Consider the following 26,370-nt stretch of genomic DNA (forward strand, 5'->3'; position numbering starts at 1 on the left):
ATCCTCCATGTTCGGACTGGTCGACGGCAACAACTTCTATGCGTCCTGCGAGCGGGCATTCCAGCCAGAGTTGCGTGGGCAGCCCGTGTGCGTGCTGTCCAACAACGACGGCTGCGTGATCGCCCGCAGCCAGGAGTGCAAGGACCTGGGCATTGCCATGGGCCAGCCCATCCACGAGGTGCCCCTTCCCCTGCGCCGGCGGCTGCGGATTTTCTCGGCCAACTTCGGGCTCTACGGGGATCTGTCAGGGCGGGTCGTCTCGATCCTGCGGGACCAGTTCGCCCGGGTGGAGATCTACTCGATCGACGAGTCCTTCGTGGACTTCGCCGGCATCCGGCAAGACCAGCGTGAGGAGGTGGCCCGACAGGTGCGCGCCCGCATCCTGCAGTGGGTCGGGATTCCCTGCTGTGTGGGGATCGGCCCCACCAAGACGCTGGCGAAGCTCGCCAACAAGCTGGCCAAGAAAACGTCCCACGGGGTCGTGACAGTGCTTGGCGGGGATCCGGCATTGGAGCGCTTCCCCGTGGAGGACGTCTGGGGCGTCGGGCGCAAGCTCACCGCGCGGCTGGGCGCCGAGGGCGTCCTGACGGCAGCCGACCTTGCACGTGCCGATCCGGAGACCCTGCGGGCCCGCTACGGCGTCGTGCTGGCCCGGACCCAGCGGGAGCTGCAGGGCATCGCCTGTGCGGACCTGGAAGAGAGTGAGCCGGACCGCAAGCAGATCGTGGTCAGCCGCTCGTTTGGTCGGGAAGTCGTCGAGATGGAGGATCTCCATCAGGCCGTGGCGACCTTCGCCCAGCGTGCCTGCGAGAAGCTGCGCGCCCGCTCCCTGCAGGCCAACGGCGTCTGGGTCTGGCTCAACACCAACCCGTTCAAGCCGGATGCCCGGCAATACCATCCCTCCTGCGCCATGAGCCTGATTGCTCCCACGTCCGACACCCGCGAGGTGCTGCGCCTAGCGCAGCACCTCGTGCGGGGGATGTATCGGCAGGGGTATCGCTACAAGAAGGCCGGCGTCGGCCTGTTGGACCTAACCCACGGGAACCAGCACCAGGCGGATCTGTTCTCCCAGGCCGATCCGCGCTCAAAGGTCCTCATGGACGTGCTGGATCGTGCCAATGCGCGTTTCGGGCGTGGAGCGCTGGGACTTGCCTCAAGTGCCTGGCGGTCGCGCAAGGGGGAGATGGAGAAGCCGGTGTGGGGGATGAACCAGTCGGCGCTCTCCAAGCGCTACACGACTCGATGGGAGGAGCTTGCCGCTGCGAAGTAGCGCTCCGAAGGCATGAAGGGCGGGATTCGGCCAGTAGCGGACATTGATCAGGACCCGCCTGGATCCTGGGCAACAGGAGATCTCGGAACTATAAGTACAAGCAGCTAAGAGTTTTCCTCAATCAACCAGCGCATGAAGCCTAGCTCGATGACCTGCTCGGTAATCGCCTCAGCGTTCATCACATAGACCCGTTCGTCCGCCGTGGACAGGGGCTTTGGGCTGCTGTGGTGGAGGAAGAAGCCTCGGGTGTACACCTGTGCCGCGTTGAAGCTATCCACGAACTCATCCAGTTCTTTTTGAGATGCAGATGCCTTTACCTGGACCACGGCAAGTTCATTGGTCAGCGGGTGCTCCAAGTAGAAGTCGAAGGCCTTTGTTGTACCGCCGACGCCGCCAGTCCTCCGCCAGCCTGCTGCTGTAAAGAGCATGTCGGACAGGATCTCCATCGGTTTGGGCCCGAGCATCTTCAACAGTTCCACGCCGGACTCAACCAGCGCCTGTTGCGCTTGTTGCACCCTCAGCACGGCTGGCGATGCAATACCGTTGATGCGTGCCACAAGGCGCTGGGGATCGGGTACCCAGCAGGACGTACCGCGGTAGCTGGCCAAATTGGTGTAGGTGCCGGAAAGGTTGGACTTCGCCAGTACCTTGCCCTCTTTCAGGTCGACGTTCCGCCATTCCCCTTGCACGGGTCGGAATGAGCTTTCATCGTCCAGCGCCGTCGGACTTCCAGGCTGCAGGAACGCATAGTGCAAGGAGCCATTAATGAAGGTGACCCATAGGGTCGTGCCATCGTCCTCAAAGTATTCGCGGGTCTCATTCGTGTACCTGGTCGCGACCGAGGCACTGTGTCCATTCTCCCGCCAGTCCTGCGCAATCTTGTCCCATGCCCCCGCCTTTGCCCACTGCATGGTCTGCGGGTGCCCAGTGGACAGTCCAACACGCATCACGTTGCTGTCCTTACATGGCTGCTCCCAAATCCCACCAGCCCCGAGTTTCACGTACCTGACCTTACTTGCTTTCATCATCATGAGTTCTCCTCCCCTCTCAGTAGATCTTACTTCCAGCAGTGTGCCCATGTTTTCCCGTACTAGAGCGCGGTGGATAGCTGTCAGAAACGCTGTTCTAGCGGCCGACAAAGTCGCAAGATCGCCGTGATCTAGTAGCTATCTTCGCTCCTTTGGTATGTACTGCTCGCCGCCCGAAGCTCATCGGCTAGCTCGGCACGCAGCCGGACCGGGCCAACCACTTCGACCCACCGGCCGAAGCCCAATAACCACCACCGAAGCAACTCGTCATCCTCGACCGTCGCCGACACCTCGACCCGGCCATCCGCCATGTCATGGATCAACTGATCGATCGATATTGGCATCTCGCGCAGATGTTCGGCCGCAGTCGCGTCGAAACGCACCACGAGCTTGATCTTCCCACCCGATCCGTACCGCCGCGCCTCGGTGCTGACGTACTCCTGGAAATCAAACCCGGCCGGCTCCTTCGATCGCACGTCCATCTCCACGGGGGCGTCCATCCGGTGCAGCGCCAGTTGTCGAACATCGCCATAGTCGAAAAGCGTGCAGACCAGATAGACCACTGGGCCGCGCGAGAGCAGGCCCAGCGGATGGATCTTCGTCTCCTTCCCCTGCCGGCTTCCCTTGGCACGGTACTGGACTTGGATGCAACGCCTGTGGGCAAGCGCGGACTGCACCACCATCAGCACGTCCGTCGATAGTTTCGGGGGTATGTGCGGAATGCCCATCGGCACGACCGCCGTGCGCTTGTGCCAGTCCTTCCAGCCCGATCCTGAGAGCGTTCGCGAGGCGCTATCGAAGATCGGGGCCAGTTCCTTATGCATGGCCTGGGGCAGCAGGTTGCGCAGGTGGGTACGGGCAAGCTGCAGGGCCACGGCCTGTGGTGTGGTCAGCCTCGGCATGAACTCGAAATGCGCATCCTTGGCCCATGACCAACCATAGGGCTTAGAGCGATCGTCAAGCACCAATGGAAACTCGGCCGCTAGCAGGTGGAGGTCGCGTTCGATCGTGCGACGCGAGACCTGGAAGCCTTCGTCGAGCAACCTGCCTTCCAGTTCCTTCGTGGTGATCTTTAGTGGGCTTCGGGGAACGCGCTTTAGCATTGCCCATTGTCGCGCCACCGCCATTCCCGCTTCGTCGACCATGCCAGTTTCCATGTCTGGGCAGGTTACTGTGCCATGCGACGCCACGCGTCGCACGCATCCGGATCATCGCAGGCCTGACCCATTGCGACCCGCCATAATGAACTCTCCTGAGATACACCCTCCGAACGCCAACAAGCCCTACCCCTGGCTGGTGAAGACCCGCGATATCCGCGTGCTATGGATGCTGCGCATCCTGATTCGATTGGGAGCGGTTTCGGGCCTCTACCGCCCTCACCAATCCGGACGATCCGAGCGCATCGCCCGACGTCTGCGCCTCCCGGCTCTGGAGCCCGACGCCCCCGGGAGGTCCGAGGTGGGCGGACGGCTGGAGGCCAGCCTCGCGCGTCTGGAGAGCCGTGCCAACGGCATCGCACTCCCGGCACGCCTGCGCAGGAACATCGAATTCTTGCGAGGCCAATTCTCGTTGAACAGGACCGAATGTCTGATCCTGGCACTTGCCGTGTGTCTACGTGCCGACGACGGCCTGCACGAGACGGCCGAACTGGACGACCGCAAGGTCAACCCCGCGCGGGAGATCGCCATGGTACTGGGCGTATCGCAGCGGGAAGTCGCCAAGGCACTGGAGCCAATGGGGCGCCTGCGGCGATCGGGCATGATCGAGGCACGCTCCGGCGGCGGTCTTGAGGCCAACCTCCAGCTTCGCCGCGGCGGCCTGCGGAAACTGGCCACTGCAAAAATCCAGGCTGTCGAAGACCTGTTCGGCGGATTCTTGGTGTCTTCACCCCCGCCGACGCTGGCTGCAGAGGACTACGGGCACATGTCGCCTGGCTTCGACGTCCTCCAGCGCCTGCTACGCACCGCACTGGCCCAGCAGCATGAAGGGGTCAACATCCTGGTCCATGGTTCGCCCGGCACGGGCAAATCGGAACTGGCACGCACATTGGCACGGCAAATCGACGCGCCGCTGTTCGACATTGCCAGCCAGGACGAAGATGGCGATCCGCTGCGCGCAGGCGACCGCCTCGGCGCCGCTGCTACTGGCCTGTTCCTACTCGGAAAGCGCCGCGCGATCGTCGCTTTCGATGAAGTGGAAGCCATCTTCAACGATGGCAGCGACTTCGTGGGCAAACCCTCGACCGCGGAATCGTCCAAGGCCTGGGTAAACCAGCTCCTCGAACACAACCCGGTACCGGTCGTCTGGATCGCCAACAGCATCCGGCGGATGGATCCGGCCTTCGTCCGACGCTTCGACCTCGTGGTGGAACTCGAGGCACTTCCGCAGAAGCAACGCCTCCAATTGCTTGAGCGTGAGTGCGGCGCATTCGTTCCCGGCGAACAGTTGTGTCGGCTGTCCCGAGTGGACTGCCTAACTCCGGCACTCGTTACACGCGCCTCCAAAGTGATCCGCCGGATCGGACATCCCGGAGAATCGGGCCAGCTGCTCGAGACCGTGCTCGACGGCGTTCTCAAGGCGCAGGGCCACGCGCCGCTGGCGCGCCTGCTCAACGGCGTAGAGGCAGGGACATTCGATCCAGCGCTGTGCAACACCAGCGAAGACCTCGCCGACTTGGCCCAAGGCGTCGCATCATCCGGTATGGGCCGGATTTGCCTGTACGGGCCGCCGGGAACCGGGAAGACTGCGTTCGGGCACTGGCTGGCTGACACGCTGGGCAAACCGATCATGCTTAAACGCGTGTCCGATCTGCAAAGCCCCTACCTTGGCGTCATGGAGAAGAATCTGGCCCGGACTTTCCAGCAGGCATCGCGGGATGGCGCAGTCCTGCAGATCGACGAAGTTGACAGCTTCCTCCAGGATCGGCGCGGCGCCCAACACTCCTGGGAAACCAGCCAAGTCAACGAATTCCTGACGCAGCTGGAGGGTTTCGGGGGACTGTTTATCGCCAGCACGAACCTGATGGACAACCTCGACCCAGCGGCGTTGCGCCGGTTCGACTACAAGATTCGGATGGACTACCTAAGGCCGGAGCAGGCGAGGTTGCTGCTTGAGCGCAACCTCGAGAAGTGGGGTATCGGCCCTGCCACTGACCACGACCGTGATCTTCTGTTTGCTAAGAAGCTCACGCCGGGAGACTTTGCGGTCGTCGCGCGCCGCCACCGGGTGAGAGCTTTCGCCAATGCTACTTCTGTCGTAGACGCTCTGTGCGCGGAGGCCACGCTGGCCGGTCGTGGATCGCGCATGCGGATTGGATTCACCTGATGTTGAAACGGGCAAATCAGTCCTGGGCAGATAGCGAACGACCGCTTTGGGTCGAAAACCGCCAACCTGCCGCCATCCTCCATTGCCTCAGACGCTGAGCTCCAGTCTCAGCTTGTGATACAGCCAGACGATTAGCTACGCCCTTTGGAGCATGAAGGGGCCGCCATGGGATCTGAGCTGCAACGCATCACAACTGGCGTTTCGACCAGCAGTCGGCTCCGCGACGGCGGGCTGCTCGCCGAGCGACTTGAGTCCAAGTACGCAGATCGCATTACCGGCCATATCGTGCAGCCTTCAAGGTCAGCTCGAACCGTGCCGTTTTGGCTGCATTCGGGGCAACGCCATCCCGAAGCATTAGCCGGGCCTTGGCCGCGCGCTCCCGGGCCTCGGCCAGGCCTACCTCGGGAAAGCGCCCAAAGGTCGACCTGGACTCCTTACCGGCGTGCCGGTACTTCAAGCGCCAGATCCTCGAGCCGCTTGGAAGCACCTCCAGGTACAGGCCGCCGCCGTCGAAATGCTTGCCCGGGCCGGCACTCTTGGCCGCCAGCACTGTGAGCTTTCCCGTCTCTTTAGCCATGTCCATGCCCCCAAATTGGGCCCACCGTGCCCCCACGGCGGAACGTGCCCTCAATCGTGCCCCCAAAATAGGTCGGCTTCAATGGGATCCCCTCGGACGCTGCCGGACCCCCAGGCAAAGAAAAACCCCGCCGGAGCGGGGTTTCAGAGGATTTCCGCGGACTGTATCGAACTTCCGCGGACTAGTTATTGGTGCCAAGAGGGGACTCGCATATGCGGCGTATGTGATTGACTAGACGACTCTTTTTACACATCCAATAATCCAAGTACCCCCACGGATACCCCCAGAATGCAGCCGCTACCCCCTCGCGCGCGTGCGCGTCCCCGTCTTGTCTCCGGGTAGCAGCCCCAGCCGCCTTGCCGGCTCCAGCGCGCGCAAGGACGGATCGCACAAGGTCGCACTCTGCGATGGGCCGCCTGCAATTTTCCCTCCCTATTTTATTCGGGTCAGACTTCCCCGACCCCAGCGCGCGGCGCTCCCCGACTGGCAGGCCGTCGCCATGCTGGCAACCTGTCCGGGCTGGCAACGTGCAACGCCGCAAGGTCATCCACGGGCACGGGGTTCGCAGGGATAGCGAACCTGCCAGCGTCATCTACTTGGGCCTACTTTAGGGCCGCGCCCTTTTATGGCGTCCAAAAACTCCGGCCCGCATTGTTTCCGCCCTGCTATTTGCAAGCGCGCCCGCCGTTTTCGTCGGCTCGCTGCGGTTGTCCGGGCCTCCGAGTAAACGCCCCTAGCTTGGTAGAGTCTTAGAAGGTGCCCGATGGTCGGGGCACAGAATAGGGCGAATTGCGCGTTTTAGGAACGATGGTCGGGGCAGTGTGCCCCGGTAGTCGTGGCGAAAAGTTCCGGCCTCGCCCCGATGGTCGGGGCAGTGTGCCCCGCTGGTCGGGGTGGCGCTCGCGCCGCAGTCATGCCGCAGCCCGCGCAGGTTGCCGCCACAGGTTGGACGGTGCGGGGTTCGGCTTCACGTCCAACTTCCCGCTGCAATCGTCGATGCCAATCCACGTCACCGCGTAAAGGTTCGGACAGTGCAATCCGCCTTGCCGCGTTAGCTCGATCATGCCCGCCTGCAGCAGTTCGTCCAGCGCGCGTTTCAATGTGTCTTTGGACTTCCAGCCTCGCGCCCTCATCCATGACCATGGCGCAGCCAAGTCGCCGTTGTTGTTGCCCCGGTATTGCGCGCCTATGTCCAGTAGCAGCGCCCGCGCCTTGAAAGACAGCCCGCAGTACGCGGGACTGTCTAGCACCTCAACTGGGAACCGGAAAAACCAACCGTTGCTCTTGCGCCCCTTGAATTTCTCCCTAGTGCGCCGGCTCATGCGTTCAACCTCCCTGCAATCGCCCCCTGTACCCCCATAGCCGGCAGGGTCACGCGCGGGCCTGCATCGCCAGCCCCGGCGCGTCTGGGATCGGGTTGCAGCAGGAACCCTCTCGCGCTGCGCTGCCACCCGGCGGCCATCATCTCGGCCAGCAGCAGACAGCGGCGCGTTCCCCGCCATTGCCCCGGCTCGGCATACTCGCCCACCCGGTGCCGGTCAAACGCGCGTTCGCTTCCGAAGTATTCGCCGCAGGCGACACATTGGCAGCGGCAGCCCTTCAACGTCGGCCCCGTCATGTCGCACCATCCAGCGCGGACAGGGCCACGTCCAGCAGGTCGGCAGCTTCCACGATGCCAGCCGGCGGGAAGTCTGTTTGACGCGCATACGCACCTAACAGGGCCGCCGCACCCTGTACCGCTACCCTCGCAAGGGGAACGCCCTGAACGCCCGCCGATTGCCCGCCCCGGCGCGTTCCTGTAGCGTTTGCATCGCTCGGGCCGCCAGCCTTAGCACCCTCGCCCTGTTCCCCGTCGGTCGCCAAACTTGCCGGGGTCAGGGCGATTTCATTAGGCCAAGTCATGCCGCCCTCCCAGCATCGCGCGCTGCAATGCGGTCAGCGATCCATGCGGATACCTCATGCTCGGGCCATGCGCTGGCGCGTTCGCCCAGCTTCACGGGCTGCGGGAAGTCGCCCGCCGCGATCCTGCGATAGACATCGCTGCGACTCTTGCCGGTGCGCCGGCAAACTTCGCGCAGGCGCAGCAGGGTCAGGGGGTCGCCGGATGCGGTTGTGGCCGGCAGTCCACCGGTGCCGCATGAATGATCGTAGAGCCTCGCTCGGTGTTTGCTACTCGACATTGATCGCCCTCCACGATGCGCGCCGTTGCGATATGCAGCGGGCCTTTACGCGTCGTGTCGGGCTATCTATTTACTACACGCCTTTGGATGTTGGCACTGCGGAATTTGCCGGTGGACGCTTGCGTTCCCGAGTGGATGACGCAGCGTGAGCAGCGATGCGGGTTTCACGGATTCGGGACGATTTCCAGCGTGGAACTGAATGGGCGCAACTTGTCGCGGTTTTCGGTTAGCTCGCCTTGCGCTTGATCGGAATCACCGTGCCGCCCGCGCGCAGGCTGTCCACGTAGTCGGCCCATGCCTGCATCATCGTCCGGCGTTCGGCCATGTACTGCGCCCGGTTGTACACGGCGCGCACCTTGTTGCGCTCGGCGTGCGCTAGCTGGCGTTCGATAACGTCCGGCTTCCAGCCAAGCTCATTCAGGCGCGTGGACGCCATCGCCCGGAACCCGTGGCCGGTCATAGTGTCGCCATCGAATCCCAGCCGCCGCAGCGCCGCGTTCACCGTGTTTTCGCTCATGGGCCTGTCCGCCGTCCGCAGGCTGGGAAACACGTAGCGGCTGCGCCCGGTCAGCGGTTGCAGGTCGCGCAGGATCGCCACCGCCTGCGATGCCAGCGGCACGATATGGGCCTCTCGCATCTTCATCTTGGCCGCAGGGATGCGCCATTCCGCCGCGTCTAGGTCTAGCTCGGCCCATTCCATGCGCCGCAGCTCGCCGGGGCGCACGAATACCAGCGGCCCCAGCTTCAACGCCGCCGCCGTCACCGGCTGGCCTGCATAGCCCTCCAGCGCGCGCAGCAGGTCGCCCATCTTGGCCGGGTCGGTAATGGCCGCGTGCGGCTTGGATTTCACAGGGGTCAGCGCCCCGCGCAGGTCGGCGGTCGGGTCGCGGTCGGCCCTGCCATGCGCCACGGCATAGCGGAACACCTGCCCGATGCGTTGCTTCACCCGGCGTGCGGTTTCGTGGTGCCCCTGCCCCTCGATCTTGCGCAGCGCGGACAGGATCGCCGGGGGGGTCACTTGCGCAAGCGGCAGTGGGTCTAGGCTGGGGACAAGGGACAGCAGCCATTCCGCCTTTGTAGCGGTCACGGGGGCCAGCACGTGGCGTTGCTTGCCCAGCCATTCCGCCGCCACCGCCTTGAAACTGTCCGCCGCTTCCAGCTTATCCGCTGCCCGCTTCGCCCGCTTGTCCGCCGCAGGGTCGCCACCGTCACGGATCGCGGCGCGCGCTGCGTCCCGTCGCCTGCGGGCCTCCGCTAGCGAAACCTCCGGGTACGCGCCAAAGGACAGCAACCGTTCCTTGCCGGCGTGGCGGTACTTCATCCGCCACAGCTTCGCCCCGTTGTCTTTGGTCAGCAGGAACAACCCGCCGCCGTCCGCCAGCTTGCCCGGCTTCGCCGCCTTGATCGCCACCGCTGTCAGCTTGCCCGTGTCCGCCGCCATGCCGATACCCCCACCCGATACCCCCAGCAGGGGGCCGATACCCCCAACGGTACCCCCACGTTGGCCGGGCTGCAATGGGACGCCCCGGAACGCTAGGCAACAAAAAACCCGCCTAGATGGCGGGTTTCAGGGGTTTCGTGAGCCCTTGCGGGACTGTCTGAAACCGGTGGATGGTGCCCAAGAGGGGACTCGAACCCCTACGACCTAAATCGCTACCACCTCAAGGTAGTGCGTCTACCAATTCCGCCACCTGGGCAATGCCACGGCTTGCTGGCCGCGCATTTTAAAACGTGTTGCGGTTTACGTCACTTCCCTGGCTGCGGCGCCGGCGCGGCCGGAGCCGACTGCGGCTGGGCCACGGGAACCTGTGCTGCGGGAACCGCAGGCTTGGCCTGGGTCTCCGGCAACTGCGCCACCACGCCAAGATCGGGCTTGGCCGGACCACGGTTGGCCTGCTTGCTGGCGTACATCGCCATGCCCATGCTGGTGACGAAGAACACGATGGCCAGCCACTTGGTGCTCTTGCTCAGGAAGTTGGACGCACCACGCGCACCGAACACGGTGGACGATGCGCCACCGCCGAAACCGGAGCCTGCCTGTGCGCCGGAACCTTGCTGCAGCAGCACGAAGGCAATGATGGCCACTGCCACCAGCACGTACAGTACATTGATCAATTGCATCAACATCGTTGCATATTCTCTGTGTGATCAAGCCGCCGCACGCGCGATGGCCAGAAAGTCGGCGGCCACCAGCGAGGCCCCGCCGATCAGCCCGCCGTCCACGTCGGCCTGTTCGAACAGGCTGGCAGCGTTGTCGGGCTTCACGCTGCCACCGTACAGGATGGCCAGCGAATCCGAAATTGTAGCATCTTGCGCGGCGATTTGACCACGAATGAATGCATGCACGTCCTGCGCCTGCGCCGGGCTGGCGGTACGCCCGGTGCCGATCGCCCACACCGGTTCGTAAGCGACCACCGCATTGGCGAAGGCGGCAACACCCGCAAGCGCCAGCACCGGCTGCAATTGGCCGGCGATCACCGCTTCGGTCTGGCCGGTTTCACGCTGTTCCAGACTTTCGCCGACGCACAACACCGGGACCAGCCCGGCCGCCTGCGCGGCCACGAATTTGCGTGCCACCAGTTCGCTGCTTTCGGCGTGGTACTGGCGGCGCTCGGAATGCCCCACCAGCGTGTAGCGCGCGCCGACATCGGCCAGCATCGCCGCCGCCACTTCGCCGGTGTAGGCGCCCTTGGCGTGCGCGCTCACGTCCTGCGCACCGAAGGCCACGCCGTTGCCGTCGAACTTCGCCACCAGCTCGCCCAGGTACGGATACGGCGGCAGCACCACCAGGTCCGCACCGACAACGCCAGCGGCCACGATCTCCTGCACCAAGGCATGGGCGAACTCACGGCTGCCTTGCAGCTTCCAGTTACCGGCAACGATTTTGCGACGCATGGCGGACACCTCGGGGTCGGGGGGCGAAGTTTAGCAACCTGCCGCACCCCCGTTATAGTTGCGGGATGAATCGCCCGCTCCCGCTACTGCGCATGCTGCCGTACCGCAAGCCCACCGAAGGGCGCGATTACTGGCTGTTCGAAAACGTGTTGCCGAATGCGCCGGCCGTGCGCCAGCGATGCCTGGACAAGCAGGACTGGGCGTTGGGCTTCCCGCATACGGGCGAGAGCTGGCCGGGGCGTCGCGCAATCCCGGCGCTGGAGGCGGACGAGTTGGCCCTCGTGGAGGCCAAGGTGCGGCAAGCGACCGGGGCAAAAAACTGTGGGTGCAGCCGTCGCCCGACGGCAAGACCTTGAACCACAACTGCGTGCAGGTGGTTGGCGAGCGCGAAGCCCAGGCCCGCCCGCATACCGACTCGCGCGCCATGTGCCGCTACGCGGCGGTGCTCTACCTCACCCCGGACGCGCCGGAACAATGCGGCACCAGTTTTTTCCGGCAACGCATGCCGGGCGGCCAGTTGGGCGGCAACGTGGTGAACAAACCGCACGACAATCTGGTGGAGGCGTTGGGTACCCGCTTCGTGCCACCGGGGTCGTTCGTCGAGGACGTGCGCATTTCCAATCGCTTCAACCGCCTGCTGCTGTACAGCGCAGCGCTGATCCACAGCGCCACCGCTTATTGCGGCAGCGCACTGGCAGACGAACGGATGGCGGCGGTGTTCTTCTGGATGAGCTGACAACCCGCAGCGTGCCACCTCACTTCAGCTTGATCTCGCGCAGGCGCTCTTCCAGATATCCCTGCGCCGTGATCGGCTCAGGATAGCGGCTGGGGTTGTCCGGCGTGACACACGACGGCAGCACGTCGATCAGGAAATCCGGGTTCGGGTGCAGGAAGAACGGCGTGGAATAACGGGGCTGGCGCGCCTTCTCGCCCGGCGGGTTCACCACGCGGTGGGTGGTGGACGGGTACACGTGGTTGGTCAGGCGCTGCAGCATGTCGCCGATGTTGACCACGATGGTGTCGGCGTCGGCGGTGAACGCCACCCACTCGCCCTTGCGCGACAGCACTTCCAGGCCTTCCGCGCTGGCGCCCACCAGCAGGGTGATCAGGTTGATGTCCTCGTGCGCGCCGGCGCGCACGTTGGGGATGTCGTCGGTGGTGATCGGCGGGTAATGGATCGGGCGCAGGATCGAATTGCCGGAATCGGTCTTGTCGGCGAAATAGTTCTCCGCCAGGCCGATGTGCAGCGCCAGCGCCGACAGCACCTGCGAACCCAGCGCGTCCAGCGACTGGTACAGGCCGTAGCCGACCCGCTTGAATTCCGGAATCTCCGCCGGCCACTGGTTTTCCGCCATATCGGCGGCGTACTTCGAGTCGCGCGCGATCTCGCGGCCGATATGCCAGAACTCCTTGAGGTCGAAGTGCTTGGAGCCCTTCGCGGTTTCCACGCCGAACGGCGTGTAGCCGCGCGCACCGCCGCCGCCCGCCACGTGGTACTGCTTCTTCACCGCTTCCGGCAGCGCGAAGAACGCCTTGAAGGTGGCGTAGGCCTCGTCGATCTGCGCCTGCGGGATGCCGTGGTTGCGGATGCCGGCAAAGCCCCATTCGCGGTAGGCCGCGCCGAGTTCATCGACGAAGGCCTGGCGGTCGGCCGGGCTGGCCGGATGGGTGAAGCGGCGGATGTCGAGCGTGGGGATCTGCGAAGTCATGGCGTTCTTCCTTCCCGCGGGCGCGGGAATCACGGCGTTGCAATCAAGCGGCAGCGCGCACGGCGTCGGCCAGCGCGGACAGGGTGGTCTCAACCAGTGCGGCATCGTCGGCTTCGACCGTCACCCGCACCACCGGCTCGGTACCCGACGCGCGCAGGAAGGCGCGGCCACGGCCTTCGACGGCGCGCTGCGCCTGTGCCAGCGCGGCCTGCACGCTGGCCGCCTCGGCCGGCTTGCTGCCGGCGGCGAAGCGCACGTTGACGGTCTTCTGCGGCACCTTGCGCAGGTCCTTCAGTGCATCGGCCAGGCCGATGCCGCGGCGCTGCAGCACTTCCAGCACCTGCAGCGCGCTGACGATGCCGTCGCCGGTACTGGCGCGGTCCAGGCACAGGATGTGGCCGCTGGCTTCGCCGCCCAGTACGCCATCGTTCGCCAGCAGTTGCTGGTGCACGTAGCGGTCGCCGACCTTCGCGCGCACGAACGCGATCCCGCGCGCGGCCAGCGCCTGTTCGAAGCCGAAGTTGGTCATCAGCGTGCCGACCACCGGACCACGCAAGCGGCCGGTTTCCTGCCAGTCGCAGGCCAGCACGTAAAGCAGGTCGTCGCCGTCGCAGACGCGGCCATCGGCATCGACGAACAGCACGCGGTCGCCGTCGCCGTCGAAGGCGATGCCCAGCGCGGCACCGGTGGCGCGCACGCGTTCGGCCAGCGCCTCGGGATGGGTGGACCCCACGCCCTGGTTGATGTTGACGCCGTTCGGCTCCACACCGATGGCGTCCACGCGGGCCTCCAGTTCGCGCAGGACCAGCGGCGCCAGCTGGTAGGTGGCGCCGTTGGCACAGTCGACCACAATCCGCATGCCGCCGAGGTGGAAACCCTTGGGCACGGAATTCTTGCAGGCCTCGACATAGCGACCGATGGTGTCGCGATTGCGCACCGCCTTGCCCAGATTTTCCGAAGCCACGGTGGAGAACGGCGCATCCAGCGCGGCCTCGATGGCCAGCTCGGTGGCGTCATCCAGCTTCTCGCCCTGCGCGGAGAAGAACTTGATGCCGTTGTCGTGGTGCGGGTTGTGCGAGGCGGAAATCACGATGCCGCCGTCGGCGCGCATCGAGTGGGTCAGGTGCGCCACCGCCGGGGTCGGCATCGGCCCCATCAGCTGCACGTCCACGCCGGCGGCAACGAGGCCGGCTTCCAGCGCCGCCTCGAACATGTAGTTGGAAATGCGCGTGTCCTTGCCGATCACCACCATCGGCTTGCGCCATTCCTGGCGGTCGCGCGCGGCGGCCACCAGCGCATGGCCGTAGGCATTGCCCAGGCGCAGCACGAAGTCGGCCGAGATCGGGCCTTCGCCGACCCGGCCACGGATGCCGTCGGTGCCGAAATACCTGCGTGCGCTCACGCGGCCTCCGCGCTGTCGGTCGGGGCCGCACGCTTCATCAGCATCGCCAGCAGGTGCGCCAGCCGTTCGCGCATCTCGCGGCGGTCGACGATCTGGTCCACGGTGCCGTGCTGGAGCAGGAACTCGCTGCGCTGGAAGCCTTCCGGCAGCTTCTCGCGCACGGTCTGCTCGATCACGCGCTGGCCGGCGAAGCCGATCAGCGCACCCGGCTCGGCCAGGTTGAGGTCGCCCAGCATGGCGAAGCTGGCCGATACACCGCCGGTGGTGGGATGGGTGAGCACCACGATGTAGGGCAACCCGGCCGCACGCAGGCGGCCCAGTGCGGCCGACGTCTTGGCCATCTGCATCAGCGAGAACAGGCTCTCCTGCATGCGCGCGCCGCCGCTGGCGGTGAAGCAGACGTAAGGGCAGCGCAGTTCCAGCGCGCGCTCGGCGGCCAGGGTGAAGCGTTCACCCACCACCGAGCCCATCGAGCCGCCCATGAAGGCGAAATCGAACGCGGCGGCGACCAGGTCCTGCCCGGCCAGCTTGCCTTCCAGCGCCACCAGCGCATCACGCTCGCCGGTGGCCTTCTGCGCGGCCTTGATGCGGTCGGAATACCTTTTCTGGTCCTTGAACTTGAGGACGTCAACCGGGCCAAGCTCGGCGCCGATTTCCCGGCCAGCGTCGTCCAGCAGTGCCGTCAGCCGTGCGCGGGCGCGGATCGGCATGTGGAAGGCGCACTTCGGGCAGACCTCGAGGTTCTCTTCGAGTTCGGGCCGGTACAGCACCGAGCCGCAGCGCTCGCACTTTTCCCACAGCCCTTCGGGCACGCTGCGTTTGCGTTCGCTGCCCGCGTCGGTGCGGATGCCGTTGCCAGGTATCAGTTTCTTGAGCCAGCTCATTCGTTTTGATCACCGCAAGTTGCGCCGCGCGCACGATTGCACGCTCCCACCCCGGCGCTGGCCGGGGTGACAGCCCCAAAGTCTAGCTCAGGCAGGGATCGCCAGCCCGTCAACGGCCTGCCGCAAGGGGCGCAGGAAGGCCTCGGCCCGTGCTGCGGCCTGTGCCGCATCCTCGCTTCCCTCCAGCGTGGCAACCAGCGCGCTGCCCACCACCACCCCATCGGCATGCATCGCCATCGATGCCGCGCTGGCGGCATCGCGGATGCCGAAACCGGCGAACACCGGCGCTTTCGCCAAGGCCCGCACCTCCGCCAGATGGCGGCCCGCATCGCCCACGTCCAGGTGCGCCGCGCCAGTGACGCCGGCATAGCTGACGTAGTACAGATAACCGTCGGCCTGCTCGCACAGCCGCTGCAAGCGGGCCTGCGGCGTGGTGGGCGACGCCAGCGAGATCAGTGCCAACCCGTGGTGCGCGAAGGCGGCGCGGTATTCCTCGGCTTCTTCCGGCGGCAGGTCGACCAGCAGCATGCCGTCCACGCCGGCCGCCGCCGCATCGGCGGCGAACGCCGCCGCGCCACGGATCTCGACCGGGTTGAGGTAGCCCATCAACACCACCGGCGTGGCCGCATCCTGTTCACGGAACGCGCGCACGCAGTCCAGCACCCAGGCAAGCCCCGCCCCGCGTGCCAGGGCGCGCTCGGAGCTGCGCTGGATCACCGGGCCGTCGGCCATCGGGTCCGAAAACGGCACACCCAGTTCGATCACGTCCGCGCCGGCCTGCACCAGTGCGTGCATGACCGGCACGGTCACCGCCAGCGACGGATCGCCGGCGGTGATGAACGGCACCAGCGCCTTGCGGGCGGCCAGGCGCAAGGCGCCCAACCGTTGCTGCAAGCGGGTCATCAATTGGCCGCGGAGGCGGCCTGTTGCTTCAGGCGGCCAATCTGCACGCCGGCGGCCTTGTACTCGTCGGCCAGTTCGGAATCACCGACGTCGATGCCGCGCTCTTCGCCCATGCCGTCCAGGTGCTCGTTGAGCATGCGGCGGTACATGGTGCTCATGTAGTCGAGGAACGCGGTGCGTTCTTCGGCGGCACTGATCGGCTTGACGTTGGCCAGGAACACGTGGGCATTGAAGCGCGCGCTGGCGAACAGCGCGGCCAGGCTGATGTTCTTCTCGCCATACTGCTGCGACTGTTTGTTGGTCAGCTCGAGGTACTCATTGACGCAGTCGAAGAACTGCGGCGGGAACTGGTTGCCGCCTTCGACCTGGGTCTGCGGTTCTTGCTGGGCTTGTTCTTCGGCCATGGCCGTACTCCTGAAAGAAGGGATCAAAGGGTCAATCGGGCATTCTCGCCGAAAACCGGCCGCAGGCCAAATTGCCCCCTCCAACGCAAGCTGGAACCACCGGAGCGGGGAGCTGCCCGGGGCATGTCGCCCGCAGCCCTCCCCTTCAAGGGAAGGGCTTGCAGTGCATCGCTACAGCGACAACCCTTCGCGGGCGGCGATGGTGTGCACGTCCTTGTCGCCGCGCCCGGACAGGTTGCACAGCACGATGCCGTCTTTCGGCAGCGCGCGCGCCAGCTTGATCGCCTGCGCCACCGCGTGGCTGGATTCCAGCGCCGGCAGGATGCCCTCGGTGCGGGTCAGGCGGTGGAAGGCGGCCAGTGCTTCCTCGTCGGTCACACCGACGTATTCGGCGCGGCCCATGTCCTTCAGGAAGGCGTGCTCAGGGCCGACGCCGGGGTAGTCCAGCCCGGCGGAGATCGAATGGGTTTCGGTGATCTGGCCGTCGTCGTCGCAGATCACGTAGGTGCGATTGCCATGCAGTACGCCCACCCGGCCCGCCGCCAGCGACGCTGCGTGGCGGCCGGTGTCGATGCCCTCGCCCGCTGCTTCCGCACCGACGATGCGTACCGCCGGGTCGTTGAGGAAGGCATGGAAGATGCCGATGGCATTGCTGCCGCCACCGACACAGGCGGTGACCGCATCGGGCAGGCGGCCGTATTCGGCCAGCATCTGCTGGCGCGCTTCGCGGCCGACCACCGAATTGAAGTCGCGCACCATGCGCGGGTACGGGTCGGGACCGGCGACGGTGCCGATGATGTAGAAGGTGTCGGCGACATTCGTCACCCAGTCGCGCATCGCCTCGTTCAGTGCATCCTTCAGGGTGGCGCTGCCGCTGGTTACCGGAACCACCGTGGCACCCAGCAGTTTCATGCGGTAGACGTTGATCTTCTGCCGCTCGATGTCGGTGGCGCCCATGTAGACCACGCACTCCAGGCCCAGCCGGGTGGCCACCGTGGCGCTGGCGACGCCGTGCTGGCCGGCGCCGGTCTCGGCGATGATCCGGGTCTTGCCCATGCGGCTGGCCAGCAGCGCCTGGCCGATGGTGTTGTTGATCTTGTGCGCGCCGGTGTGGTTCAGATCCTCGCGCTTGAGCAGGATGCGCGCGCCGCCCACTTCGCGGCTGAGGCGCTCGGCGTGGTAGATCGGGCTGGGGCGACCGACGTAGTGGGTCAGGTCCTTGTAGAAGGCGGCAATGAACGCCGGGTCGACGCGCGCGGCGTCATAGGCGGCGGCCAATTCCTGCAAGGGACCGATCAGGGTTTCGGCCACGAAACGGCCACCGTGGCGGCCGAAATGGCCAAGGGCGTCGGGCCAGGCGTGGAAATCGACCACGCCTGCGGGCGCGGACTGGTCAGCGGGGGTATTCACGAGGCAAGTCTCCGGAACCGGGCGTGCAGCGGGCGGCAAGCCGCTGTCACAAGGATAGGCAATGCGCGGGGAGCCGGAAACGGGTTATCGCACCGCCGCCGCAGGCACGCGCCGCCAGCGCCGCAGCGAGCGGCCAAAAGGGGCAGGACGGCGAGCACGCGTCTTCATGATGCCGATAGCCTAACCGATTGCCGCCGCGGCTGCGGCATCGGCCGCACGCACCGCCGCCACGAAACGGCGCATGGCGTCGGCATCTTTCACGCCGGGGGCTTGTTCAATACCGCTGGACACATCCACGCCCCACGGGTGGGCGATGGCGATGGCGTCGGCCACGTTGTCCGGCCGCAAGCCACCGGCCAGCAGCAGCGGCGTGCCCGCAACGGCCGGCAGCCGCGTCCAGTCGAAGCGGCGGCCACTGCCACCGGCCTCGCCGGCACCGTGGCCATCCAGCACGAAGCCCGCCGCGGAAGGGAACCGCGCCAGCATCGGCAGCGGATCGGTGCCATCCCCCATGGCAATCGCCTTGAAGAACGGCAGCCCGAAACCGGCGCAGCAGGCGTCGTCTTCGCTACCGTGGAATTGCAGGACATCCGGCTGCACGGCGTCGAGCATCTGCACGATGTCGGTGGCGGGGGTGTCCATCAGCAATGCCACGACCTTGATCGTGGCAGGCACCTGCCTGCGCAACTGTGCAGCCTCCGCCAAGGGCAACCGGCGCGGGCTGCGCGCGGCAAAAATCAGGCCGATGCAATCCACCCGCAACTGCACCGCCAACTGCACGTCTTCACTGCGGGTCATGCCGCACAACTTGATGCGGGTGTGCTGCGTCACAGCGTGACCTCAACCGGCAAGCCGCATTCGGCCGGATAGCGCGGGCCGAGAAACAACAGGCCCGCCGACGGCGCGGTGGGGCCGGCCACGGTGCGGTCGCCCCCCTCCAGCAGCTCGGCGACCCATGCCGCCGGGCGTTCGCCGCGTCCCACCATCAGCAGCGAACCGACGATGTTGCGCACCATGTGGTGCAGGAAGGCGTTGGCCTGCACTTCCACCACCACCTCGTCGCCGACGCGGGTCACGCTGATGTCCTGCAGGTTGCGGCGGGCGTGGGTGGCCTGGCACTGCGCGCTGCGGAATGCGGAGAAGTCGCGCTCGCCGGGTAACGCCTGCGCGGCTTCGTGCATGGCCGCCGCATCCAGCGGCATGCGCTCCCAGCCCAGGTACTGGCGTTCCAGCCCCGGCCGCGCGTTGCGGTTGAGGATGCGGTAGCGGTAGCGTCGCGCCCGCGCCGAAAACCGCGCATTGAAGTCATCGGCCACCGGCACGCACCAGCGCACCGCCAGGGTCGGCGGCAGGTTGGCGGTGGTGCCGAGAACCCAACCGCGCGCGTCGCGCACGACGTCGGTATCGAAATGCACCACCTGGCAACGCGCATGCACCCCGGCATCGGTGCGGCCGGCACAGACGGTGGCGATGGGCGCGGCAGCCACCTTCGACAGCGCGATTTCCAGCGCGGTTTGCAGGCTGCCATCCTGCTCCACGCAGCCGGCGGCACTCAGCCGCTGCCAGCCCGAGAAGCCGCCGCCATCGTATTCAACCCCCAGGGCCAGCCGCATCGTGGTTCCGGCCAGCCCTCAGCCCACCAGCTTGCTGAGCATGCGGGCAGCTTCGTCGCTGGCGGCCTGGTCGGGGTCGTCCAGCAGTTCCAGCAGCAGTTGCTGCGCCGAATATTCATCGCCCATGTCGAGGAAGGCGCGCACCAGCTTCAAGCGTTGTTCCGCCGTCGCCGGCGCGGCATCCACCGTCGGCGTCGGCAGGTCGTCGTCGATGGCGGCAGGCGGCGTCTCCGCGGCCTCGGCGGCCTCGGCAGTCACGGGGGCGGCGGACGGCAGGGGCTCGCGCGGGCCGGGGGCCTCGGCCTGCACCCAGCCCGAATGCCAGGCCGGAGCATCCATGCGCGGCGGAGCCGGGGGCACGCTGGACAGGTCGATCACGGTTTCCACCGTCGCCCCGCGCGCGGACGCCACGGCAGCCGCCTCGGCAGGCTCCGGTGTCTCCGGCTCCACGGCCGGCGCGTTGCGGGCGTCGTCGTCCGCCTGCCGGACGGGTGCCACCATGCTGGCGGCCAGCGCCTCGCTGTCGAACATGCTGCGCCGCACCGGAGGCTTGGCCGACTTGCGACGACCGGCCAACAACCAAGCCGACAACGCCAGCACGGTGACCCCGATGCCCCCCCAGACGTAAGGCATCGCCCCGCCATGGTCGGCGGGTGCGGCGGGCACGGCCTGCGCGGTTTCCGCCTTGGGCTTGGCCGCCGGTGTCGCCGGTGCCGGCTGCGCCACCGCCTTGTTGGCTTGCGCCAGGTTGGCCTGCGCCGCAGCCAACTCGCTGTCTTTCAGCGAAATCATCTTCTGCTGCTCGTCCTTGAGCCGCTCCAGCGCCGCCACGCGCTCCTTCAATTCGCCGATTTCAGCGGTTTTGGCCGCGATGTCTTCGTCGCGACGACGCAATTCCTGCTGCAGCATGCTGCCCTCACCGCCGGCGTGGGTGCCGGATTTCGTTCCTGTGGCCTTGCCCGGTGCCGCTGGCGGCACGATCTGCAAGCGTGCCTCGCTGCGGCGTGGGGCCGCCGCCATCGCCGGCGTGGGTGCTGGCGCCGGCGCAGCCGGCGTGGCGTCTTTCCGCGCCGGCGCAGCCGGCGTGGCGTCTTTCCGCGCCGGCGCTTTGGCCGCCACCGGCTTGCGCGGCCGCGCCATGTCGGCCTGCGGCTTGGTGACACTTGCGGCACTGGCGACGGCTGCATCCGCGGCCGGCTTGGCAGGTGCCACCGGCGCAGCCGCGACCTCCGGCTGGCGCACCGCGCGCCGTGCCTGCTGCCAATGCTGCATCTGCTGGCGCACCAGTTGTGCGGCTTCGCCGGCATCCACGCCCGCCACGTCCTCGCTGGCGGGGACATGCAACACCGCGCCGCTGCGCAGCTGGTTGATGTCATCCCCCAGGAAAGCATCCGGGTTGGCCCGCAACAACGCCAGCATGGTCTGGTCAAGGCTGAAGCCACGACGGACATCCAGCCCGCTGGCGATCTTCGACAGGGTTTCACCCTGTTTCACCGGCCCGTATTGGGCCATGCCGGGCGCGGGCGTCACGACCGGCGCAGCGGCTGGCCTGCTGGCCGGGGCGGGTGGCAGGGGCGCAATCGCCACGCTGGGAGCCTGCTCGGCAGCGGGTTCGACCGCGGGCTCGGCGGAAGGGGAAGAAGCGGCGGCCTGCGGTACTGCCGCAGGCACAGGCGCAGGTGCAGGCGCGGCAGCAGCACTGGGCTCCGGCAACGGCCGTTGCACCAGATTGGGCGCGGCCGCCTGCGGCAGTTGGGTGTCCGGCTGCACCACGGCACCGGCGGTGGTGGGCACATCGACCAATGCCGCGTATTCACGCACCAGCCGGCCAGCCCCCCAATCCACCTCGATCAGGAACCCCAACGTCCCCTGTTCCACCGGGCGCAGCGTGGTCACGCGGATGACCGGACGCCCCTTGGCATCGCTGCCAAGGGTGAAATGCAGGTCGGCGGCGATGCCGCTGGGGGGCGCCAGGCCCACCCGGCGGAACGTCTCCGGCGACGCCAGCCGCGCCTGCAGCGCGGCCAACTCCCCGGGGGTGGTGGAGATGATCGGGATTTCCGCCAGCAGCGGCTGGTTGCGCTTGCTCTTGACCTGGATTTGCCCCAGGCCCAGGGCCCAGGTATTGCCAGCCGCCAGCAACAACGCCGCAACCACCGCGGTTCGCAATGTTCGGTTCACGCGCTCTCCATCCCCACCCTAGGCGCTGCGACTCTAGCTTTACCCTGCCTTCGCCGGCAAGCCTTGCTGCACCAGCAGCTCCGCGATCTGCACCGCATTGAGCGCTGCACCCTTGCGGATGTTGTCGGCCACCACCCACAAGTTCAGCCCGCGCGGATGCGAGAAATCCTCGCGGATGCGGCCCACGAACACCGGGTCCTTGCCCGAGGCGTGGGTCACCGGCGTGGGGTAGCCGCCGGCCTTGTGCTCGTCCACCACTTCCACGCCCGGCGCGGCGCGCAGCAGCGCGCGTGCCTCGTTCGGGGTGATCTTCTTCCTGGTCTCGATGTTCACCGCTTCCGAGTGGCCGTAGAACACCGGCACGCGCACCGCGGTGGGGTTCACCTGGATGGACGCGTCGCCGAGGATCTTCTGCGTCTCCCACACCAGCTTCATCTCTTCCTTGGTGTAGCCGTTGGGCTGGAACTCGTCGATGTGCGGGATCAGGTTGAAGGCGATCTGCACCGGGAACTTCGACGGCTGGATGTCCTGGAAGCTGAGCAGCTCGGCGGTCTGCCGGCCCAGTTCCTCCATCGCGCTGCGACCGCCGCCGGACACCGACTGGTAGGTGGCCACGTTGATGCGCTCGATGCCGTACAGCTTGTGGATCGGTGCCAGCACCGGCATCAGCTGCATGGTGGAACAGTTGGGATTGGCGATGATGCCGCGCGGGCGGTTGCGCACCTGCTCCGGATTCACTTCGCTGACCACCAGCGGCACGTCGTCGTCGTAGCGGAAGGTGGAGGAGTTGTCGATCACCACCGCACCGGCGGCGGCGAACTTCGGCGCATATTCCTTCGACACCGCGCCACCGGCGGAAAACAGCGCGATGTCGACGCCCGAGGGGTCGAACGTCGCCAGGTCCTGCACCAGCACTTCGTCGTCGCGGAAATCGACGTGGCCACCGGCACTGCGCTCACTGGCCAGCGCCACCAGTTCGCTGACCGGGAACTTGCGCTCCGCCAGGATCGACAACATCGTCTCGCCGACCGCGCCGGTCGCGCCGACCACGGCCACCTTGTATTGCTTGCTCATCTGTCTTGCCTCGTCTGGGATTGCGGCGCGGCTTGGCGCGCCCGCATCAGGAATGGGAATCCACCTTGCGTGACCGCTTGCGGCGCGTCGCTGCCCGTGGGGGCGTAGCCGGCGGCGCGCCGCTATCGTTTGGCGTCGGTAATCGATTTCATGCCGTCGATGCGCGGCAACACCTCACCCACGTCGCCGCACTGCGCGCGATGGCGCAGCGCCTGGTCCATCAGCACCAGCGCCAGCATCGCCTCGCAGATGGGGGTGGCGCGAATGCCGACGCAGGGGTCGTGGCGGCCAGTGGTGACCACGTCGACCACGTTGCCGTCCACGTCCAGCCCCTGCACCGGCAGGCGCAGGCTGGAGGTCGGCTTGAACGCCACCGAGACCGACACCTGCTGGCCGGTGGAGATGCCACCGAGGATGCCGCCGGCATGGTTGGACAGGAAGCCATCCGGCGTCATCACGTCGCGGTGCTCGCTGCCTTTTTGCGCAACAACGGCGAAGCCGTCGCCGATCTCCACGCCCTTGACCGCGTTGATCGACATCATCGCCGCCGCCAGCTCGCCATCGAGTTTTCCGTAGATCGGCTCGCCCCAGCCCGGCGGCACGCCGTCGGCCACCACCAGCACGCGCGCACCGACCGAATCGCCGGATTTGCGCAGCGCATCCATGTAGCTTTCCAGCTCCGCCACCTGTTCCGCGCAGGGCCAGAAGAACGGGTTGTCTTCCACCGCGCTCCAGTCGTGCGAGTGCGGCACGACATCGCCGATCTGGGTCATGCAGCCACGCACGCTGACGCCGCGCCGGGCCAGCCACTTCTTGGCGATGACCGCCGCAGCCACGCGCATCGTGGTCTCGCGCGCGCTGGAACGCCCGCCGCCGCGCGGGTCGCGGATGCCGTACTTCTGCCAGTAGCTGTAGTCGGCGTGGCCGGGGCGGAACTGCAACGCGATGGCGCTGTAGTCCTTGCTGCGCTGGTCGGTATTGCGGATCAGCAGCGCGACCGGCGTGCCGGTGGTGACGCCATCAAACACGCCGGACAGGATCTCCACCTCGTCCGCCTCGTGCCGCGCCGAGGTATGCCGGGTCTTGCCGGTGGCGCGCCGCGCGAGGTCGTGGGCGAAGTCTTCCGGTGCGATGGCAATGCCCGGAGGACAGCCGTCGAGAACGCAGCCGATGGCAGGCCCGTGCGATTCGCCGAAGGTGGTGACGCGCAGCAGGTGGCCGAAGCTGTTCATCGAATCAGAACAGCCCCGCCGGCGGTGCGCCCGGCTCGCGCGCAGCAGCCAGTTCGGTGATCCGCGCGTTGTGTTCGATCAAATCGGCGCATTCGGCGACGAAGATGCCCATCTGCCCGACCTTGAATTCCACCCAGGCCAGCGGCAGTTCCGGCAACAGCTTGACCAGCGCCTGCTCGGCCTCGCCCACTTCGCAGATCAGCAGGCCCTCTTCCGACAGGTGCAGCGGCGCGTCGCGCAGGATGCGCAGGCACAGGTCCAGGCCATCGTCACCGGCGCGCAGGCCCAGCTCCGGCTCGTGCGCGTATTCGCGCGGCAGCGCGTCGGTCTCGTCGTTGGTGACGTAGGGTGGGTTGGTGACGATCAGGTCGTAGCGCTCGCCGGAAAGACCACCGAACAGGTCGGACTTCAGGAAGCGCACGTTCTGCACGTGCAGGCGTTTTTCGTTCTCGCGCGACAGTGCCAGCGCGTCGTCGCTGATGTCCACGCCGTCCACGTGCCAGTCCGGGTTGTAGTGCGCCATGGCAATCGCAATGCAGCCGGAGCCGGTGCACAGGTCCAGCGCGCGGCGCACCTCGCGGTCGCCCAACCACGGCTGGAAGCCGGTTTCGATCATCTCGGCAATCGGCGAGCGCGGCACCAGCGCGCGGCGGTCGGACTTGAAGCTGAGGCCCGCGAACCACGCCTCGCCGGTCAGGTAGCAGGCGGGGATGCGCTCCTCGATGCGGCGCAGGAACAGCGCCAGCACCTCTTCCTTCTCCGCCTCGGTCACGCGGGCGTTGCCGTACACCGGCGACAGGTCGTGCGGCAGGTGCAGCGCGTGCAGGGTGAGCTGGGTGGCTTCGTCCAGCGCGTTGTCGAAGCTGTGGCCGAAGGTCAGGCCTGCCGCGTTGAACCGGCTGGCGCCGTAGCGGATCAGGTCGATGATGGTCTGCAATTCCTGGGACATGGGCAACAACACGCGGGCACGGCCGTGAAGTATAGCGGCGGCACCCCGGTATCATGGCGGGTCGACCTCATTCCAGACATTCATGTCCAGACGCATCCTTCCCCTGCTGGTCATTGCCCTGTTGGCGGCCGGGCTGGGTTTCTGGGCTTCACGTCGCGCCCACGCGCCGGCGGTGCCCGCCCTGCCCACGCTGCCCGCCACCCGCGCCGTCACCCTGCTGCCTACCCCGCGCGTGCTGCCGGCGTTCGCGCTGCAGCAGGCCGACGGCAGCGCGCTGACGCCGGACACCCTGAAGGGCCATTGGACCGTGGTGTTCCTGGGTTTCACCCACTGCCCGGACGTCTGCCCCACCACCCTGGCGCAGCTGGCCGGCGCGCAGAAGCAGTGGGCCACCCTGCCCGCCGCCACCCGTCCGCGCGTGCTGTTCGTCTCCGCCGACCCGGAACGCGACACCCCGCAAGTGGTGGCGCAGTATGCCCATGCCTTCCACCCGGACACCCTGGCCGCCACCGCGCCGGTGCCGCAGTTGGAGGCCTTCGCCCGCTCGCTGTCGCTGGTGTTCATGAAGGTGCCCGGCCCCAGCAGCGATGCGACCGACTACAGCATCGACCACAGCGCCGCGCTGGTGCTGCTGGACCCGCAGGCCCGCATGGCGGGCGTGGCGCAGCCGCCGTTCGACATGAAGGGCATCGCCGCCGACCTTGAAACGCTGACCCAGAGCGCCCGATGAGCCCCGTCACCGCCCTCACCTACGTGCTGCCGCACCGCCTGCTGTCCTCGCTGGCGCGGCGCCTGGCCTATTCCACGAACCGCTCAGTCAAGCAGTGGCTGATCGACACCGTGACCCGCAAGTTCGGCGTGGATCTCCGCGAAGCGGCGGAGCCCGACCCCACCGCCTACCCCAGCTTCAACGCGTTCTTCACCCGCGCGCTGAAGCCCGGCGCGCGCACGCCCGACGCCGACCCGCGCGCCCTGCTGATGCCGGCCGACGGCCACATCAGCCAGTGCGGCCCCATTGTTGAGGGCCGCATCTTCCAGGCCAAGGGCCAAGGCTTCACCGCCGCCGAACTGCTGGGCAGCGAGGCCGATGCCGCCCCGTTCCGCGACGGCAGCTTCGCCACCGTGTACCTGTCGCCGCGCGACTACCACCGCGTGCACATGCCGTGGACCGGCACCCTGCGCGAAACCGTGCACGTGCCCGGCCGCCTGTTCTCGGTGGGCGTGGATGCCGTGGCCAGCGTGCCGCGCCTGTTCGCCCGCAACGAGCGCCTGGTCTGCCACTTCGACACCGACTTCGGCCCCATGGTGCAGGTGATGGTGGGCGCGCTGCTGGTC

At 66.8% G+C, this 26,370-nt stretch carries 26 protein-coding genes and 1 tRNA gene; 6 read left to right on the top strand and 21 right to left on the bottom strand.

Going from position 1 to position 26,370, the window contains the following annotated elements:
• Positions 1–7: 7 nt before the first annotated feature.
• Positions 8–1,270: a Y-family DNA polymerase gene (locus tag ACE3OK_RS10015; RefSeq protein ID WP_374249397.1), complete on the top strand. Its 1,263-nt coding sequence runs from the start codon at positions 8–10 to the stop codon at positions 1,268–1,270.
• 104 nt (positions 1,271–1,374) lie between these two features.
• Here the strand turns inward: ACE3OK_RS10015 and ACE3OK_RS10020 are convergent, their stop codons facing one another.
• A complete protein-coding gene (locus ACE3OK_RS10020) occupies positions 1,375–2,301 on the bottom strand; it encodes a hypothetical protein (RefSeq protein ID WP_374249398.1) in 927 nt (308 codons plus the stop codon).
• 128 nt (positions 2,302–2,429) lie between these two features.
• The gene (locus ACE3OK_RS10025; protein WP_374249399.1) at positions 2,430–3,443 is read right to left on the bottom strand and encodes a helix-turn-helix transcriptional regulator; all 1,014 of its coding nucleotides are present in this window, start codon (positions 3,441–3,443) and stop codon (positions 2,430–2,432) included.
• A 97-nt stretch (positions 3,444–3,540) separates the two neighbouring features.
• Between ACE3OK_RS10025 and ACE3OK_RS10030 the strand changes: the two genes are divergently transcribed.
• Positions 3,541–5,622, top strand: coding sequence for an AAA family ATPase (locus ACE3OK_RS10030; protein ID WP_374249400.1), 2,082 nt, complete (start codon positions 3,541–3,543; stop codon positions 5,620–5,622).
• Positions 5,623–5,893: 271 nt separating this feature from the next.
• On the opposite strand, the gene ACE3OK_RS10035 is transcribed toward ACE3OK_RS10030, so the two are convergent.
• The 7 genes from ACE3OK_RS10035 to tpiA all read right to left on the bottom strand — a co-directional run bounded on the left by ACE3OK_RS10035 (position 5,894) and on the right by tpiA (position 11,274).
• Positions 5,894–6,205: an Arm DNA-binding domain-containing protein gene (locus ACE3OK_RS10035; protein WP_374249401.1), complete on the bottom strand. Its 312-nt coding sequence runs from the start codon at positions 6,203–6,205 to the stop codon at positions 5,894–5,896.
• 905 nt (positions 6,206–7,110) lie between these two features.
• Positions 7,111–7,521 carry a hypothetical protein gene (locus ACE3OK_RS10040; RefSeq protein WP_374249402.1) on the bottom strand — a complete coding sequence of 137 codons (411 nt, stop codon included), beginning with the start codon at positions 7,519–7,521 and terminating at the stop codon, positions 7,111–7,113.
• A gap of 576 nt (positions 7,522–8,097) precedes the next feature.
• Complete coding sequence (locus tag ACE3OK_RS10045) at positions 8,098–8,379, bottom strand: helix-turn-helix transcriptional regulator (protein WP_374249403.1); 282 nt, start codon at positions 8,377–8,379, stop codon at positions 8,098–8,100.
• Positions 8,380–8,605: 226 nt separating this feature from the next.
• Positions 8,606–9,820 (bottom strand): tyrosine-type recombinase/integrase, encoded by a 1,215-nt coding sequence (locus tag ACE3OK_RS10050; RefSeq protein ID WP_374249404.1) that lies wholly within the window; start codon positions 9,818–9,820, stop codon positions 8,606–8,608.
• A 171-nt stretch (positions 9,821–9,991) separates the two neighbouring features.
• A tRNA-Leu gene (locus ACE3OK_RS10055) sits at positions 9,992–10,076 on the bottom strand.
• 49 nt (positions 10,077–10,125) lie between these two features.
• Positions 10,126–10,506 carry a preprotein translocase subunit SecG gene (secG, locus tag ACE3OK_RS10060; RefSeq protein ID WP_374249405.1) on the bottom strand — a complete coding sequence of 127 codons (381 nt, stop codon included), beginning with the start codon at positions 10,504–10,506 and terminating at the stop codon, positions 10,126–10,128.
• 21 nt (positions 10,507–10,527) lie between these two features.
• The gene (gene tpiA / locus ACE3OK_RS10065; protein ID WP_374249406.1) at positions 10,528–11,274 is read right to left on the bottom strand and encodes a triose-phosphate isomerase; all 747 of its coding nucleotides are present in this window, start codon (positions 11,272–11,274) and stop codon (positions 10,528–10,530) included.
• A gap of 65 nt (positions 11,275–11,339) precedes the next feature.
• On the opposite strand from tpiA, the gene ACE3OK_RS10070 reads away from it, so the two are divergent.
• Both ACE3OK_RS10070 and ACE3OK_RS10075 read left to right on the top strand, forming a co-directional pair.
• Positions 11,340–11,630 (top strand): hypothetical protein, encoded by a 291-nt coding sequence (locus tag ACE3OK_RS10070; RefSeq protein WP_374249407.1) that lies wholly within the window; start codon positions 11,340–11,342, stop codon positions 11,628–11,630.
• A complete protein-coding gene (locus ACE3OK_RS10075; protein ID WP_374249408.1) occupies positions 11,600–12,010 on the top strand; it encodes a DUF6445 family protein in 411 nt (136 codons plus the stop codon). The genes ACE3OK_RS10070 and ACE3OK_RS10075 overlap by 31 nt, the downstream gene beginning before the upstream one ends.
• Positions 12,011–12,029: 19 nt before the next feature.
• On the opposite strand, the gene ACE3OK_RS10080 is transcribed toward ACE3OK_RS10075, so the two are convergent.
• From ACE3OK_RS10080 to prmB, 12 genes are all read right to left on the bottom strand, one after another.
• Positions 12,030–12,983, bottom strand: coding sequence for an isopenicillin N synthase family dioxygenase (locus tag ACE3OK_RS10080; RefSeq protein WP_374249409.1), 954 nt, complete (start codon positions 12,981–12,983; stop codon positions 12,030–12,032).
• Positions 12,984–13,026: 43 nt separating this feature from the next.
• The gene (glmM, locus tag ACE3OK_RS10085; RefSeq protein WP_374249410.1) at positions 13,027–14,385 is read right to left on the bottom strand and encodes a phosphoglucosamine mutase; all 1,359 of its coding nucleotides are present in this window, start codon (positions 14,383–14,385) and stop codon (positions 13,027–13,029) included.
• Entirely contained in the window at positions 14,382–15,269 is an 888-nt protein-coding gene (gene accD / locus ACE3OK_RS10090; protein WP_374249411.1) for an acetyl-CoA carboxylase, carboxyltransferase subunit beta, read from the bottom strand. The genes glmM and accD overlap by 4 nt, the downstream gene beginning before the upstream one ends.
• Positions 15,270–15,356: 87 nt before the next feature.
• Positions 15,357–16,172: a tryptophan synthase subunit alpha gene (gene trpA, locus ACE3OK_RS10095; RefSeq protein WP_374249412.1), complete on the bottom strand. Its 816-nt coding sequence runs from the start codon at positions 16,170–16,172 to the stop codon at positions 15,357–15,359.
• The gene (locus tag ACE3OK_RS10100; protein ID WP_374249413.1) at positions 16,172–16,576 is read right to left on the bottom strand and encodes a DUF3144 domain-containing protein; all 405 of its coding nucleotides are present in this window, start codon (positions 16,574–16,576) and stop codon (positions 16,172–16,174) included. The genes trpA and ACE3OK_RS10100 overlap by 1 nt, the downstream gene beginning before the upstream one ends.
• 171 nt (positions 16,577–16,747) lie before the next feature.
• A complete protein-coding gene (gene trpB, locus ACE3OK_RS10105; RefSeq protein ID WP_374249425.1) occupies positions 16,748–17,950 on the bottom strand; it encodes a tryptophan synthase subunit beta in 1,203 nt (400 codons plus the stop codon).
• 216 nt (positions 17,951–18,166) lie between these two features.
• Positions 18,167–18,817 (bottom strand): phosphoribosylanthranilate isomerase, encoded by a 651-nt coding sequence (locus tag ACE3OK_RS10110; protein WP_374249414.1) that lies wholly within the window; start codon positions 18,815–18,817, stop codon positions 18,167–18,169.
• Positions 18,814–19,599, bottom strand: a complete 786-nt coding sequence (gene truA / locus ACE3OK_RS10115) for a tRNA pseudouridine(38-40) synthase TruA (RefSeq protein ID WP_374249415.1) — start codon at positions 19,597–19,599, stop codon at positions 18,814–18,816. Before truA ends, ACE3OK_RS10110 begins: the two co-directional genes overlap by 4 nt.
• 18 nt (positions 19,600–19,617) lie before the next feature.
• Entirely contained in the window at positions 19,618–21,780 is a 2,163-nt protein-coding gene (locus tag ACE3OK_RS10120; RefSeq protein WP_374249416.1) for a FimV family protein, read from the bottom strand.
• A 39-nt stretch (positions 21,781–21,819) separates the two neighbouring features.
• Positions 21,820–22,854 (bottom strand): aspartate-semialdehyde dehydrogenase, encoded by a 1,035-nt coding sequence (locus tag ACE3OK_RS10125; protein ID WP_374249417.1) that lies wholly within the window; start codon positions 22,852–22,854, stop codon positions 21,820–21,822.
• A 122-nt stretch (positions 22,855–22,976) separates the two neighbouring features.
• On the bottom strand, positions 22,977–24,086 hold the full coding sequence (gene aroC / locus ACE3OK_RS10130; protein WP_374249418.1) for a chorismate synthase: 1,110 nt from the start codon (positions 24,084–24,086) through the stop codon (positions 22,977–22,979).
• Between the two features lie 4 nt (positions 24,087–24,090).
• Entirely contained in the window at positions 24,091–25,035 is a 945-nt protein-coding gene (prmB, locus tag ACE3OK_RS10135) for a 50S ribosomal protein L3 N(5)-glutamine methyltransferase (RefSeq protein ID WP_374249419.1), read from the bottom strand.
• 82 nt (positions 25,036–25,117) lie between these two features.
• Here prmB and ACE3OK_RS10140 point away from each other — a divergent pair, with 82 nt between their 5' ends.
• The gene (locus ACE3OK_RS10140) at positions 25,118–25,765 is read left to right on the top strand and encodes an SCO family protein (protein ID WP_374249420.1); all 648 of its coding nucleotides are present in this window, start codon (positions 25,118–25,120) and stop codon (positions 25,763–25,765) included.
• The coding region (asd, locus tag ACE3OK_RS10145; protein WP_374249421.1) for an archaetidylserine decarboxylase at positions 25,762–26,370 on the top strand (609 nt) is incomplete at its 3' end. The genes ACE3OK_RS10140 and asd, both read left to right, overlap by 4 nt.

This window comes from Thermomonas sp. (assembly GCF_041905325.1).
Lineage (GTDB): Bacteria > Pseudomonadota > Gammaproteobacteria > Xanthomonadales > Xanthomonadaceae > Thermomonas.